The 14,609-nt window shown below is 61.0% G+C and carries 10 protein-coding genes and 1 tRNA gene; 6 read left to right on the top strand and 5 right to left on the bottom strand.

Annotation, left to right across the window (positions count from 1 at the left end; all coding sequences use genetic code 11):
* Nucleotides 1-257 precede the first annotated feature (257 nt).
* The 3 genes from FLL57_RS00055 to FLL57_RS00045 all read left to right on the top strand — a co-directional run bounded on the left by FLL57_RS00055 (nt 258) and on the right by FLL57_RS00045 (nt 5,293).
* Nucleotides 258-659 (top strand): hypothetical protein, encoded by a 402-nt coding sequence (locus tag FLL57_RS00055; RefSeq protein ID WP_142881807.1) that lies wholly within the window; start codon nt 258-260, stop codon nt 657-659.
* Between the two features lie 214 nt (nt 660-873).
* Complete coding sequence (locus FLL57_RS00050) at nt 874-3,585, top strand: bifunctional diguanylate cyclase/phosphodiesterase (RefSeq protein WP_052960653.1); 2,712 nt, start codon at nt 874-876, stop codon at nt 3,583-3,585.
* Nucleotides 3,586-3,700: 115 nt separating this feature from the next.
* The gene (locus tag FLL57_RS00045; RefSeq protein ID WP_142881806.1) at nt 3,701-5,293 is read left to right on the top strand and encodes a gamma-glutamyltransferase family protein; all 1,593 of its coding nucleotides are present in this window, start codon (nt 3,701-3,703) and stop codon (nt 5,291-5,293) included.
* A 32-nt stretch (nt 5,294-5,325) separates the two neighbouring features.
* Here the strand turns inward: FLL57_RS00045 and FLL57_RS00040 are convergent, their stop codons facing one another.
* The gene (locus FLL57_RS00040) at nt 5,326-5,649 is read right to left on the bottom strand and encodes a hypothetical protein (protein WP_142881805.1); all 324 of its coding nucleotides are present in this window, start codon (nt 5,647-5,649) and stop codon (nt 5,326-5,328) included.
* Between the two features lie 208 nt (nt 5,650-5,857).
* Between FLL57_RS00040 and FLL57_RS00035 the strand changes: the two genes are divergently transcribed.
* The 3 genes from FLL57_RS00035 to FLL57_RS23685 all read left to right on the top strand — a co-directional run bounded on the left by FLL57_RS00035 (nt 5,858) and on the right by FLL57_RS23685 (nt 7,459).
* Nucleotides 5,858-6,283 (top strand): YccF domain-containing protein, encoded by a 426-nt coding sequence (locus FLL57_RS00035; RefSeq protein WP_142881804.1) that lies wholly within the window; start codon nt 5,858-5,860, stop codon nt 6,281-6,283.
* Between the two features lie 177 nt (nt 6,284-6,460).
* Nucleotides 6,461-6,537 (top strand) — tRNA-Arg (locus FLL57_RS00030).
* Between the two features lie 355 nt (nt 6,538-6,892).
* A complete protein-coding gene (locus FLL57_RS23685; protein WP_142881803.1) occupies nt 6,893-7,459 on the top strand; it encodes a sce7726 family protein in 567 nt (188 codons plus the stop codon).
* Here FLL57_RS23685 and FLL57_RS00020 read toward each other — a convergent pair.
* From FLL57_RS00020 to FLL57_RS00005, 4 genes are all read right to left on the bottom strand, one after another.
* On the bottom strand, nt 7,456-8,592 hold the full coding sequence (locus tag FLL57_RS00020) for a beta family protein (RefSeq protein ID WP_142881802.1): 1,137 nt from the start codon (nt 8,590-8,592) through the stop codon (nt 7,456-7,458). The genes FLL57_RS23685 and FLL57_RS00020 overlap by 4 nt on opposite strands.
* A 56-nt stretch (nt 8,593-8,648) precedes the next feature.
* On the bottom strand, nt 8,649-9,848 hold the full coding sequence (locus FLL57_RS00015) for a DUF3644 domain-containing protein (RefSeq protein ID WP_235677183.1): 1,200 nt from the start codon (nt 9,846-9,848) through the stop codon (nt 8,649-8,651).
* Between the two features lie 69 nt (nt 9,849-9,917).
* Nucleotides 9,918-12,521 carry a DEAD/DEAH box helicase gene (locus FLL57_RS00010; RefSeq protein WP_142881801.1) on the bottom strand — a complete coding sequence of 868 codons (2,604 nt, stop codon included), beginning with the start codon at nt 12,519-12,521 and terminating at the stop codon, nt 9,918-9,920.
* A gap of 3 nt (nt 12,522-12,524) precedes the next feature.
* Nucleotides 12,525-14,609: a site-specific DNA-methyltransferase gene (locus FLL57_RS00005; protein ID WP_210244234.1), complete on the bottom strand. Its 2,085-nt coding sequence runs from the start codon at nt 14,607-14,609 to the stop codon at nt 12,525-12,527.

Genomic DNA, 14,609 nt, shown 5'->3' with positions numbered 1-14,609 from the left:
GTCACCACCGCGGGGGCGAGCAGCGCTGTCAGCAATTCGCCTGACTGGCGGGCGTTTCTCATTTGTCCTATTTCAACGGAGTTAGGAATCGGCGCGCGCCGGCCGTTTCGCGCAGGCGATCGTGACGCACATCGAGGACGACGACCTCCGCGGCAGCGTGCGCGTGCCTGACCGTTCTTCCACCCCACCCGCGGCGACGCGTGCGTGGACGAACCTGAAGGGGCACCCGCGAGCGCCGGGTGACAATAGGTAAATCAATGCAATATTGGATCGGTGCTTTCGCAATCGCCCTCGTGGTCGTGATCGGCTATGCGGGCGGCCCGCCTGCCGCCGTCGTCACGATCGTCGCCTTCCTGGTCGCGCTGTTCCTGCTGTGGGCGCGCGACCTCGGCTTCAAGGGCGCGTGGGAGAAGTTCGGCCTGCAGACCCTGGAGCTGCCGCTGAAGGTCGACAACTGGGATCGCTTCAAGCTGATCTTCGCCGACGAGAACAAGCTGGTGAAGGCCTGCGCCACGGCGGTCGCACTGATCGCGCTGGCGATGATCCTGCCGCGCAATCTGGTGGCGCTGGTGTACATCGCCGCCGCCGCCTGGGGCGTGTTCGAGGTCTATCGTGCCAATAGCGCCTCTGCGCCGCGACCGGGCACTCCGATCAATTGATCGTCGGCGGTCGGATCGCCAGATCCGCGCTCGACCGTAGCTGTTGACAGGCCGGCGGAGATCGTACCGCCGGTCTTTTTCATCGGGACGTCCCGGCGGGCCGACGCGACACCACGCCTGCGAGCAAAATTGACCAGGACAGGCCGCCGGATTCAAGTTTCGCTTACCCTGATTGCTAACCAGCCTCTCATCTGTGTCCGGTAGTTCTTACCGGATGCAGAGCTTCCGGCCCCAGGATCCGGCCTTCCCCCCAGCGGACGTCAGCGAGCGATTGCCCTTCGTCGGGGCGCTCCATCATCGCCCGATTCTGTGGCTGATCCTGAGTGGCGCCATCCTGATCGCAGGGATCGCCATCACAACGGTTCTGACCGTCAACAATTTCAAGGAAAAGGCGCTGCGCAACGGCGAACGCGAACTCGCCAACACCGCCATGTTGCTGGCGCTGCACTACGATCGCGAGATCGACGACTTCATGGCGATGCAGCACGACATCGTCGCGATGGCCAGACAATCACCGGAGCCTTCGGCCGAGGCGTTCAGCGGCGCGATGTCGACGCTGGCGATGCACCAGACGTTGCAGTCCCGCGCCAGGGGCGCGACCGAGATTACGGCGCTGAAGATCTTCGATGCCAAAGGGCACCTGATCAACGCGTCCGACGTGTGGCCGGTCCCCGAGGCTTCGATCGCCGAACGCCCCTACTTCCTCGACCACAAGACCGGCGCCACGCAACGCCCGACGGTCGCACTGGAGCACGATGCGCTGGCGGGCGGCTGGACGATCGTGCTGGCGCAGCGACTGAGCAATGCGGACGGCGAGTTTCTCGGCGTCGTCTCCCGCGCGATCACGCCGGTTCATTTCGACCGATTCCTGTCACAGGTCTCGCTGATCGGCGACTCCGCCGTTTCGATCCACCACAGCGACGGCACCCTGCTGACGCGCCACCCCTATGCCGAAGGCATGATCGGTCGCAACTTCCGCGACGGGCCAGCGCTGCAACAGGCGATGTTCGACCAAGACACCACCGCCCGGCTGCCGAGTCCGGTCGACGGTCAGGATCGCCTGGTGGCGTCGCATGCGCTCGATCAACTACCGATCGTGATGATCACCACGACGACCATCGAAGACGCACTGGCGAGCTGGCGTACGCAAACCCGGCTGATGGTTTCGGTTGCCGCCGTCTCGGCGCTGGTGGTGACGGTGATCCTGCTGCTGATCATCAACCAGATCGGCAAGCACCATCGCGCGACCCAGGAACGGCTGAAGCTCGACAAGCAACGTCTCGACACTGCGATCAACAACATGTCCCAGGGCCTGTTGCTGTTCGACGCGCAGGCGCGGCTGGTGGTGTGCAATCGGCGCTATCTGGACATGTACGGACTGTCGTCGGCCATCGTGAAGCCGGGCTGCTCCCTGCGCGACGTGCTCGAGCACCGCAAGGCCACCGGATCCCTCTACGGCAATGTCGACAACATCACCGCAGACCTGATCGACAAGCTGTCCAGCAGAAAGGTCTCCGAGGTCCACAGCATTCTCGACCGTTCGATCGAGTTCTCCAGCGTCCCGGTTCCCGGCGGCGGCTGGGTGATCACCCACGAGGACGTCACCGAGCGCACACGCTACGCCGAGAAGATTTCCTATCTGGCGCATTTCGACAGCCTCACCGATCTGCCGAATCGCAGCATGTTCCGGCAGCGGCTGGAGAATGAACTGCAGCGCGCCGGCCGCGGCGCGCCGTTCGCGCTGCTGTACATCGACATCGACGAATTCAAAAACATCAACGACACCCTCGGCCATCCGGTCGGCGACGAACTGTTGAAGCAGGTCGCGGTCCGACTGCGCGATTGCGTCCGCGAGACCGATTTCGTCGCCCGGCTCGGCGGCGACGAATTCGCCATCATCCAGATCGCGGTGAGCGGCGCCGACGACGTCACCACGCTGATCGAGCGGATCTATGAATCGATCCGCTTGCCGTATCAGTGCCTCGGCCACCATCTGTCCACCGACGCATCGATCGGAATCGCGATCGCGCCGCGCGACGGCGCCGATCTCGACCAACTGGTCAAGAACGCCGACCTCGCGATGTACAGCGCCAAGGCCGAAGGCCGGCGCACCTTCCGGTTCTTCGAGCCGGAAATGGACGCGGTCGCCAAGGCCCGCCGCCAGCTCGAATTCGACCTGCGCGGCGCGGTCGGCAAGCGCGGCTTCGAAATTCACTACCAGCCGCTGGTCGATCTGCGCAGCGGCGCGATCACCGGCTGCGAAGCGCTGCTGCGCTGGCGGCACCCCAGCCGCGGCATGATCTCGCCCGCCGAATTCATCCCGATCGCCGAGGACACCGGCCTGATCAACGAGATCGGCGCCTGGACGCTGGCGACCGCCTGCGCCGAGGCGGCGAAATGGAGCGCCGACATCACGCTGGCGGTGAACATCTCACCGGTCCAGTTCCGCCAACCGTCGCTGGCGCTGCTGGTCGCCTCGGTGCTCGGCGCGTCCGGCTTGCCGGCGAACCGGCTCGAGCTCGAAGTCACCGAGGCGGTGCTGATCCACGACGACGACGCGGCGCTGTCGACGCTGACCCAGCTCCGCGCCCTCGGGGTTCGGATCTCGCTCGACGATTTCGGCACCGGCTATTCGTCGCTGAGCTACCTGCAGCGTTTCCCGTTCGACAAGATCAAGATCGATCGCAGCTTCGTCGACGCCATCGACACCACCGACGGGTCGACCGCGATCGTGCAGGCGGTGGTCAACATCGCGGCGGCGCGCCACATGACCACCACCGCCGAGGGCGTCGAGACCGAGCGGCAGCGCGAGATCCTGAGCGTACTCGGCTGCACCCAGATGCAGGGCTGGCTGTTCAGCCCGGCGGTGCCTGCCCCTGCGTTCCGCAAGTTGCTCACCTCGCACCTCTCAACCTGCGCCGCCTGACGAGCATGGCTGCTTCTGCGTCGTAGCAGCCGCTCGCAGCAGGCCCTACACTCGCCGGTGCCGGTCCCCTCGCCGGCCCTCGCCGCGTGTCGTCCCTCCCAGCGAAAGCCTGCGCATGACCGACCAATTCAGCAATCTGCAGCACATCCGCAAGCCCGCGATCACCGCCACCGGCGGCATCGTCGCGGCGCAGTCGCGCCGGGCGGCCGAGATCGGCGCCGACGTGCTGGCGGCCGGCGGCGATTGCATCGACGCGGTGATCGCGACGACGTTCGCGCTCGGTGTGGTCGAGCCGTGGATGAGCGGCATCGGCGGCGGCGGCGCGATGGTGCTGTATCGTGCCGAAGAGGACCGCACCGAGGTGATCGACTACGGCATGCGGACCCCGCAGAGCCTGCGGGTCGAGGACTATCCGCTGACCGGCGCCGGAGCGGCGTCCGATCTGTTTCCGTGGCCGCGGGTGAAGGACGACCGCAACATCCACGGCGCGGCCGCGATCGCGGTGCCGGGCGTGGTCGCCGGCATGGAGGAGGCGCACCGCCGCTACGCCAGGCTGCCGTGGCGCGATCTGGTGGCGCCCAGCGTCGCGCTCGCCGGCGACGGGCTGGCGGTCGACTGGTGGACCACGCTGATGATCGGCAGCGTGGCGGCGGATCTGCGCCGGTATCCGGCCAGCGCCGCCTCATATCTCATCGACGGGCTGCCGCCGCACGCCCCCTGGGGCATCAAATCGAATGTCGTGCTGCCGCAGGACCGGCTGCAGGCGACGCTGGCGCAGCTCGCCGAACAGGGGCCGCGCGACTTCTACGAGGGCGATCTGGCGCGCAGCCTCGCCGCCGACATCCAGGCCGACGGCGGGACGCTGTCGATCGAGGATCTGGCCGGCTTCCGCGCCCAAATGCGCGCACCGCTGACGATCCCGTATCGCGGCGGCAAGGTGTTCGCGACACCGGAGCTGACCGCCGGTCCGACTCTCGCCCACACCCTGCGGGTGCTCGGCAACAGCCTGACGCCGGCCGGCAGCGAGCCCGACGCCGCGGCCTATCAGGCCTACGCGCTGGCGCTGCAATCGGCCTATGCAGAGCGGCTGCGCGACATGGGCGACGCCGACGGCCGCCGCGCGCTCGGCGCCGAGCATCTGGCGCCGGCCTGCACCACGCACTTCTCGGTGGTCGACCGCGACGGCAACATGGCGGCGGTGACGCAGACGCTGCTGTCGACCTTCGGCTCGAAATTCGAAACGCCGCACACCGGCATCATGATGAACAACGGCATCATGTGGTTCGATCCCGAGCCGGGCCGGCCGAACTCGCTGGCGCCCGGCAAGCGCTGCCTGACCAACTACACGCCGGTGCTGGCGCAGGCGCCGGACGGCCGCAGGCTGGCGCTCGGCGCCTCCGGCGGCCGCCGCATTCTGCCGGCGGTGGCGCAGATCCTGTCGTTCGTGATCGACTATGGCATGGACCTCGACGCCGCGATCCACCAGCCGCGGATCGACGCCAGCGAAGGCGAGGTGGTGATCGGCGACGTACGCCTGCCGGCTGCGACGCGCGAAGCGCTGCGCCGGCAGTTCGACTACGAAGAGGCGCGGGTGCAGAGCTTCCCGATGAAATTCGCCTGCCCCAGCGTGGTGCTGCGGCAGGGCAGCAGCAACAGCGGCGCGACCGAAATCGCCCAGCCGTGGGGCGACGCCGTGGCGGAAGGCTAAAGCGGCACGAACTTCGTCCGCGCGCAGCAGACTTAGGCAGGCATCGCCTCGGGCGCCGACCGAGCACGCGCAGTCGTCGTGCGCTCGGCGCGCGACCTCTGCGCCGGCACCTTCATCGGCTTCGGCCCGATCAGATCATCGTCGTCGATGCCAAGCTCCGCGCCATCGAGCGACCGATACGCCGCCACATGAGCATCGAGCTGGGCGGTGCCGAACGTGCGGCCGTCTTCGCCGGCGACAACCACGTCCCAGCCCTCGCTCTCCCAAATCCGCACCTTGGCCAGCGCGATCAGCGCGCTGTCGCGCACGCAGCGCATCTTCTCGTCTTGTCGAATGGCTGTGATGGTGTAGGGCAAGTCGCGATTCCTCGTGAACGAGGATTGCCGATACCCCGCAGCTTTGACCGCAATTCGCCGCCATAATGGCGATTTCGGGCTTAGGGAACCGGCTGTGGACATCTGCCTGCCGGGCCACGATGCTCGGCATGATTCCCGAGCCGACTGCGATCTTGCCGGGGCACGACGCAGACGTTGAAACGAACATCGTTTTCCGGAAGGATTGGCCATGTCTCCCGTCTCGCTTCTGCTGAATATCCTTTGGATCGCGCTCGGCGGCTTCTGGATGGCGGTCGGCTGGGCGGTTGCGGCAGTCATCATGGCAATCACGATCATCGGTCTGCCGTGGGCACGCGCGGCCTTCAGTATCGGCGTCTACACGCTGTTTCCGTTCGGCCAGACCGCTGTGCCCAGGGAAGCCGTCACCGGCCGCGAAGACATCGGCACCGGCCCGCTCGGGGTGATCGGCAACATCATCTGGCTGGTGTTCGCGGGCTGGTGGCTGGCGATCGGGCACGTCGTCACAGCCGTGCTGCTCGCGGTGACGATCATCGGCATCCCGTTCGCCTGGGCCCACCTGAAGCTGGCCGGCATCGCGCTGTGGCCGATCGGCAAGGTCATCGTCCCGATCGACGACTTTGGCACAAGGATGTAGAGCGGCCTGGGCAAGCTACGTCGCGGCACGCCTGGGCCGCTTGGCGCGCCTGAGTTCGGGGCGCCCGACACGATTCGAACATGCGGCCGCCGCCTGAGGGGGCCTTCCCCCTTGAAAGAATTTCACTTTTCTCTCCCGTTGCCGATCCCCCTGCGATCGGCTACAGGAACGGGGCACGCACCCGTAGCTCAGCTGGATAGAGCGTTGCCCTCCGAAGGCAGAGGTCACAGGTTCGAATCCTGTCGGGTGCGCCAATGATTTCAAGGGGTTAGCCCTTAGTCTCTATCCACTGAAATGCTCCGGGTAGCACCGGGGTAGCACGCTGTATCTGTCGACTCCTGCTGAGGTTTTCCACAGCTTCGGCCTATGGCGATGCCTCTGACGATATCCCTATAGAGAGTTAGAGATAGAGCACCGAGGGTAGTTCGCTTTCCTCGGAGCCGCCTTCGCGCCCTCACATAGCGCTGTAGAAGGCGGGGCCGAGGAAAGGGAACGGGTGCTTTCTTGGTGGGCAGGAGTGATAAGAACAGGGTGAATCTCGAATGGGCTATATTTGTTGAGAGTTGGATAACGGATGACAAAGTATGCTTGCCTTCAGGAAGGGCATGAATGAGCAGAGATTCCGGGATGCTTCGTGACGCGTGCATTCGTGCGCCTCTAGTCGATTGGCTGCGGGCTTTGCATCCGGATGACGGTTCGACGGGGCTGCTACAGGAATTCAAGATGCCTCGTCCTTCCGCACGCATCGACTTGGCTCTCGTTAATGGTGAATTGGCCGGGTTTGAGATTAAGAGCGACGCGGACACCCTCCGCCGATTGACGTTCCAGGTACCGGCTTTCTCGCGTTTCTTTGACCGGGTCAGCTTGGTAACAACTCGGAAGCATTTGGCCGCGGCAAGGAAGACTGTTCCCGCTTGGTGGGGGCTCATGGTCTATCGAGACGACAGTAGCTTCTGGATGGCTCGAACCCCAAAACGGAATCGTAATGTCGACGTGAGCTCGTTACTCTATGCTTTGTCGAAGAAGGAGCTCGTGGAGCTGGGGCGACGAGCAGAGGTTTCCATGATAACGTCGGCGAGCAAAGACGCTATGATCGAGCGCGTCATGAACAGCATCTCCAAACGAGAGATTTGCAATCTCTCTAGAGATATTCTTCGCCTGAGGAGCCAAGATTAGGGCTCACCGCCCCCCAACTTCGCTTGGGCATGTCGGATTTGGCGATGAATGTGCATATTGATCTTAGCGCCGTGCCAAAAACGGGCGGAGCCGACGCCATCTATATTGCCACTCTTAGCCTTCGCCAATAGTTCGCTACCCCAGCATTCATTCTTCTTATCACAACTGGGACTATCCAACACCGCCTTAGCGCCCTCGATCCAGCCTTGAGCATCTTGCGCATCAGGATGCTTGTAGACGAGCCACGCCTCCTCCATCGGATATACCACCTGCGCCTTCCAATCCCCCGGCATAAATGTGTTAGTCTTTTTGTATCGGTAGTTGGAGCCGTAGTCGCCGAATAGAAATGGAAATTTTTCGCTTGCCTGCGACCATAGGTGCCAAGAACAGGATTCGTATAGCTTGAGTATGCCGTCAGGCGGACTGGTGTAGGAGTCATTCAAGCATACGGCTGTGAGAACAAGCGCCTGTGACGGTTCCATTTCCTCGTGAATGCGAGCGATTGCGAGCTTCGCGAACTCAGCGCGCTCAGATATGCGTTGCCTGCCTTGTCCGCAGTCAATGATGATGAGGAGCTGCGACGCTGAATCGAGAATAGCCGCAATCTGTCCGATTACGGAGAAAAGCGCCTCATTTGTTTCTTGTGTGATGCGAACAGCTAATCGCGCATACCCATCCTTTGAAAGCTGTGCAGCTTGCCGCAAAATCTGATTGCTCTGCGTTTCCGGATCGGTGAATTGCAGTACGGGGATTGCGTTCGGGAAGTTTGCTACCAGCGTGCGCCAGGTAGAAAAGCCGTCCGTCGGCGTCAGGAGTGAGGTAAGAGCCTGATTATAGGCATCCTGAGCGGCTTGGATTCTAGCGATCCTCGCGTGATCGGGATTGTTCTTGGCGACGTACGCCGGCGGTGCGCGGTCCTTTGATAAGTCCAAAACGAATGGCCGATCCTGCAACATCGAAGAAATGACAGCTACAGTTTCCTCAAAGGAAGCTTCGTACTTAATTTGGCTGAGTTCGATGATCGGCAGAATCGCGTCTTTGTCCTCGTTGGTCAGCTCGCTATAACCGATTTGCTCCGGCTCGGAGCATTGGAGGCAAGGAAAGTAGTAGTATTGGGAAAAATCTACTTGCATTGCTGTCTCCTGCGAATCGTATTGATGCTACGCAGCTAGAGCCGGACCTGCAATCATCACTTGTATTTGTCGCCCTGCTCTTGGCAGTGCGCCCGCACACGGGCAACCCACGCATCAAACCAAACCCATGTCCCCTTATAATCCCCGGCACAACCAAAGCCCTTGGCAGGGTCTTTTGCATCGAGGCTTTTCCACAGTTGGGTGTGATAATGCTGAGTGAACGCCGGGTACCCCTCGCCTTGCATGATCTCGACAACCTGCTTTGGAGTGAACCGCTTCTTGTTGACCTCCTTCAGCAGCACTCGGCTAACTTCCTTCGCTTCCTCGGAATCCGCCTTAATAAACTCGACGGCAAGGTCGGCGTTTGACGCGCGATTGCCGACCTTCGGAACAAAAGCCACACGGTAAGCGAAACGCGGGTCAGCTTGCTCCTCTTCGGTAAGTCCGTGATGAAAGTCATTCATCATCGCTTCGATATGGGCTGGAAGCGAACTCGCCTTTTTGAGCACCGCACGCTGGTCTGAACTGAAGGTTACGAACTGGAGTGCTATGGGCAAGCGCCGCTCCAGACCGTACTGGGTGCCGAAATGGGATTTGATAGCGTCGTTGAAATTGATGCAGCAGGCTTGAAGTTTGGCGCTGATCGCGTCGTCTATTCGGTTGGTAGAACGATGCTCGATTTCGTGTCGAATTTCCAGAAGGAACTCAAGGTTCTTAATGACACCCGCAGATACAGGGCAACGCTCGTGTTTTAGACACTTGCCCAACTCCCAATAGCAGTCTTCGCCCTGCTTTGTTTTCCTTATGGCGCCGTCCGCATCCATATAGCGATAGTCGATGCCTTCCCTCCGAAACCATGCGTGCAGCAGGTAGGTCCAAGCGATGATGCTGCTCACGATGAACAGTTCCGCGCGAAAGGTTAGGCCGGCTCCGTTGAAGATGTGAACGGCGGCAATCATTGCCTCCCGCGCCTTTATTAGAAGCTCATCTCCTCGAATGCTTAGGCCCGTCTGCGGGTCCACGTCGGGCCATGTCGCTAAGAATTCGCTCAAAGCCTCATCGGTTGCCGCTTTGACTGCCGTGTGTTTCTCGTTCTTCCTGATTTCAGCGATGGCTCGATGGTTCACCGAGCGCGTTGGACGTGTAAAGTATGCAAGAATGTCTTGGTCATTCGGCCAATCCCCTCGCGCAACCATCGCCTTGATAAGCGCGATTTCCCATTTTTCGAGACCATTTCCCCTTCTGCGGATCGGCACGTATTTCTGTCCCCCCAAATGGCCAACCAGGGTTGCCCCTACTCTTCAACTGCCACCGCCAACCGTCCCTCATACCCGATAGTCAACAGCTACTGGACTGGCGTAAAGGCCCTCCGCGCTCGTTGCTGTCATCACCGCTGCTCTTACTTTTTCGTTCTTCATGTCGAGCATTCGGTAGGCTCCGCTCTTGGTCTTTGAGACAGCCTCGATACGTCGATAGTTTTCCAGATTGCCCGCAGCATACTCAGCCAGCCCTTTTAGCTTGGGCAGCGCGTCGGCTAAATAGTCCCCATGCGGGTCAATAAGGTCGGCTGCAACGCTGCCATCATCCAGCCGAGCGAAAAAGATGAAATCCGGGCGTAGAATCCTGTTCTCGCCAGCTTCCTCGTAGATCACCCCCAACGAATCCTGGCTTGCGCGGTCTGGATTCCGATACCAGCCGATGCTTCCTTCCCGTTGAAGCTCGGCATTGAGCACGGCAGGTTCCCATGTCGAACCAGCGCTGTAAGGAAACATGCCATCCTCGTCACATAGCAAATGACGTTCGTATCGGGGCAGGTCATATTCCTTCCCGTTGGGTTCTCTCGCTGTCGTCGGTTGCAGCCACGTATGCGGACGCGCGATGTCGATTGGTAGCGGATTGGCGCTCATTTCGCTGATCTGCCGATAGACTTCCTGCCGTTCATCGGTGAGCGCCTTGATGTCGTCGTGGTATTTGCCCAGCCAATCCTTCGCCAGACTCTCGGCGGCTGCCTCAAGGTCGCTTTTGACACCCGGCACAAGTCCGATTGCGGCGATAGTGGTATGAGCTTCGATGAGAGCTTCTTCCTCGTCCTCCGCGTCTTCGACCTGCGAGGCAAGGCGCTCGGCATAGGTCGTGGCCAAGTCGGGGCTGATCGCTCGGCCGGCGCGCTTGTATGCGTCTTCGATCACGGCATAGTCAGCGGCTTCTACGAAATCATCGAAGGTCATCGCCTGCGTCTGCACATCCGTCTGAACGGTCTTGCCTTCAACAGTCAGGACAGACTGGCGCGCTTTCTTGATCTCGTCAGCGTACCGCGCTTGCGCGTCGTCCAGCACCTTGTGCATCTCGGCATGGGCCTTCTTGCCCGCATCGGGCAGAAGCGCGTCCATTGCCAGTTCATGGGCAAGCGCGGTGAGGCGCTTGACTGGGCGGGCTTGCTTCCTCGGCAGGGTTTGCGAGGGCAAGGACAGAAGCTTTTCCCACACATCCTCGGGAATCGCGGGATTCGGCTTCATCTCGCGCGGATTGATGAGGACGCGACGGCCCGGCAATTCCTCTCCGCTTTCGCCGCCGGTCATCAACTCGGTGACGACTGCTGTGACGGATTGCTTGTTGAAGTGCGGCAGGAGGCAGTCCACGGCATTCAGGCGGTCATTGCCCGAAATACGGCGCGCGAGCGGGGTTCGCACCATGCGCCCGAGTAGCTGCGTGATATGGGTCTTGTCGGTCGCGGCGCGGAACGAAACCATCACTTCGGCGCGGGGGCAGTCCCAGCCAGTGCTTATTGCGTCTTTGGCCACCAGAATGCGCACCCAATCGGATTCCTGCACGCGCTGGGGCTCGATGTAGGGAGCGGTTCGGCTGCCGAAGGTCTCTGTCTTGTGCTCTCCGAAGACATTGGCGACGCAATCGGGCGGCAGGTCCGGCCATCGCTCAAAGATCGTATCGAGCCATTTGCCGATGTCCTTGTGGTCTGGTGCGTTCGGCACTTGCAGCACCATCAGGGGCAGCACCTTATTCGTGTCGCCCTGCTCTTCGGCGTAGGCCGCCCAAGCCTCCGTGATTTCGCGGAGCTTGTCCGTGCCCCGACGCAGCAGCACCGTCTCAAAGTCACCGATTTCGTCCGGCACGTCGAGCGAGATGGTGTCCTTCAAAAGACCGGACGCCTGCACCAGCTTTGGGTCCACGACCACATGCGACATGATCGAACGCCCCTGCATTCCGGCCATCGCATCGTTGAAACGCTGAACGGTGGCCGAGATTCCCCAGACAATCGGAACGCCGGGCACTCCGCCCGTTCCGTTGATGAGCTGCTTGACGATTGTGGGTCTGCCGGTTGCGGTGGTTATCCCCCCGTCCTTCATCCCCCGGTGCGCCTCGTCCAACACGAGGTAAAGCGTCAGGTCCGGGTCTTCGATTGTGTTGCGGATAATGTCCCATATGGTGAAGGCGCGCATATCGGGCATGATCTTCTGCCCGTCAGCCGTTTCCAAACCGGCATCATCGGAATCGTGCCCGCGCACAAGGAGGCTGTTCTTGGAGAGCTTTTGCGTGTTTAGGAAATAGACCTTCCCGGCTTCCAGCCTCTCACGGTTGAAGGTGTTGCCGATCGTCACCAGGTCGGAGATTGTCAGCTTGTCGGACGCCTGCTGCAAACGCCAACGGGACTGTTCGTTCAGTGATGGATCGTCACTGAACCAGATCACTACAGCGCCGGGGTCGGCTTCGAACTCGAATTCGTCATTGCCGAAGAATAGCGCCTCGATCACCGCCGCCGCCATTACGGTTTTGCCCGCGCCGGTGGTCGCCGTGAGTGAAAAGCCGTGCTTGTCTCCGTCCTCGTGCCAGCGCTTGCGCGCCTTGCGCAGGTTTTCCAGAACCTCCTTTACGGCGGGCGTCTGATACTCGTCTTTGAGCGTAAACTTCATCGCTCACCGCCCCATCGAAAATCGAAAATTGGTCAGGTAGGATTCATAAAGTCGGACTGGCTCGACACCGTCGGGCAACTGACGGGCAACGGACTGGAACCGGCGCTCGTCGTCGGTGACGATATACGCGATGCGGATAGCCTTGTTGGCTGCAATGGCCGCGCAGTATGGTGCGGCCATATCCAGATCGGTCAGCAGGCCATAGGTATCAGCGACCTCCCACCCCTCGCGTGGCAGCTTGGCGATCCGTCGCCCCTCGCTTCCAGCTCGCATCCAAAGCAGCGGTGCGATGCGCTCGAAGGCGCGATTGTGGCTGACAGCAACCGGGGATTCGTAGGTGAGAGTGAAGAATTCGGCGTTTTCCTGGAAACCGTCGGCCATGGGGAATTCGTCGGTGAACTTGTAGTCACCTTCGACGGGTTTGCCTTCGCTGGTCCTGCCGGTAATCGCGGCTGCGATGCGTGGCTTGGTAATGAAGTCGCAGATGCCCCACTTCTCCCAATCGGCGTCGCCGGGGCGTAAGCCAGAATTACGCAGTGTGGCCTGTTCCTCAGCGGCGACTTCGTTGTTGGTGACGCTGATGCACTGACGATAGCCGCCGTCCTGCTTGTTCAGGCGCATCACGGCATGGGCAGTGGTGCCGGATCCGGAAAAGAAGTCGAGGATGATAGCTTTCGGTTTGTCGCCAACGAAGAAGCGAAGCGAATCTTCCACTGCGTAAAGTGACTTTGGAAACGGAAATCGACGGTCCGGAAGCAGTTTGGACAGGATTAGCGATCCTCCATTCTCCGCATTATGAGATGCCATGTTCCAAACGCGCTTTGGGATAACACCCTTGCGTTCGCGGTGAACAGCCTGGACTGCACCGTCCGGATCGCGGCCAACAATGTCGATTCGACCATCTTGGATCGCGCTCACCGTTCCGCCAGGCAGGTAGTGAATAGCAACCTGCTCAAGCTCTGGCTTGTAGCTGCGAGCGCGGATGTATCCAGCTTGGAGATATCGCTTCGCCGTTTCAGGCGTGATACCCCAAAGACCTTCGCCACCGTTCGGTCTCAAGGGCCAGACAGCAAAGGTTCCCTTTGGGGTTTCGACACTCAGGCGGTCAACGTCATCCGAGATCGGTTCGCCAATGGACGCAATGTAGCCGGTCTCTCTACTAACGAAGATTGGGTAGAATTGGTTAGGTCGCGCTCCACGTTTCGCCGTTGGTTCTCGGCGACGAAGTCCAAGCCAGTCGATGCTTTTTCCGATCTGCGCCGTTGCCGAACGCGAATCGTCCAGCATGTTTTGCTCGCCAAGCTGGACCGTAGATTTTCCAATTCGCGCGAAGAAGATGAACTCCTCGACTCGTGAAAACTGCCCGAAACGAGCCACGCCCTTCGCACTGATCACCGTGGTAATCATCTCGATTTGAGCGTCAGGGAGAACCTGCTCCAACAGCAACCCCAACCGCAGGTATTCTTTTTCGTCGATAGTGACGATCAGTACCGAATCGTCGGTATTCAGCAATTCCTTGGCTATCAGGAGGCGACGTTCCATCATTGCCAACCACTTGCTGTGCCGATAGAGATCGTCGCCTTCGACATAATCGTTGTTGTATTTCCAGTCCTTCGCCCCGGTATTGTAAGGCGGATCAATATAAATGGCGTCGATCTTGCCCCTATGGGTGTAGGTCAGCGCCTCAAGAGCGTGGAAGTTCTCGCCGTTGATGACGGTATGAAAGGGCTTATCGCCGCCACGATCCACCTTCCCGGTGCTGACAAGGCCGGGGTAGATGTAGTCCTTGAATTCTGCGACCACGATCAGATCGTCTGTCGCCACGGTCGCCCGTTCCGCCTCGGTCTCGTATATCGTCGCCAGATAGGCGAGGCGTTTGCCGTTCTCGCGTCGGATCGCCAGCACTCTCCAAAGCCGCGGGTCGCCCTTCTTGGTCTCGCCCCTCGGAGGCAGGATGCGTACCTTGTCGCCTTTGCGGATCGGACGCCCCGGCAGTTCGACGCTTTCCGGGCGATGCCGCTCAAAATTCAGCCCGAACGAGCGACGGGACGACAGAACCTTGAATTCGCGCTCCAGTTCTGCGCCCAA

The sequence above is a fragment of the Rhodopseudomonas palustris genome (assembly GCF_007005445.1).
In the GTDB taxonomy this organism is placed as follows: domain Bacteria; phylum Pseudomonadota; class Alphaproteobacteria; order Rhizobiales; family Xanthobacteraceae; genus Rhodopseudomonas; species Rhodopseudomonas palustris_G.
The sequence above is the reverse complement of the archived record's forward strand: the minus strand, read 5'-3'. Positions and strand labels throughout refer to the sequence as shown.

Excerpts from the sequence above, each read along its gene's own strand:
- FLL57_RS00055 (WP_142881807.1), top strand. The coding sequence starts at position 258 with ATGCAATATTGGATCGGTGCTTTCGCAATCGCCCTCGTGGTCGTGATC.
- FLL57_RS00050 (WP_052960653.1), top strand. The coding sequence starts at position 874 with ATGCAGAGCTTCCGGCCCCAGGATCCGGCCTTCCCCCCAGCGGACGTC.
- FLL57_RS00045 (WP_142881806.1), top strand. The coding sequence starts at position 3,701 with ATGACCGACCAATTCAGCAATCTGCAGCACATCCGCAAGCCCGCGATC.
- FLL57_RS00035 (WP_142881804.1), top strand. The coding sequence starts at position 5,858 with ATGTCTCCCGTCTCGCTTCTGCTGAATATCCTTTGGATCGCGCTCGGC.
- FLL57_RS23685 (WP_142881803.1), top strand. The coding sequence starts at position 6,893 with ATGAGCAGAGATTCCGGGATGCTTCGTGACGCGTGCATTCGTGCGCCT.
- FLL57_RS00020 (WP_142881802.1), bottom strand. The coding sequence starts at position 8,592 with ATGCAAGTAGATTTTTCCCAATACTACTACTTTCCTTGCCTCCAATGC.
- FLL57_RS00010 (WP_142881801.1), bottom strand. The coding sequence starts at position 12,521 with ATGAAGTTTACGCTCAAAGACGAGTATCAGACGCCCGCCGTAAAGGAG.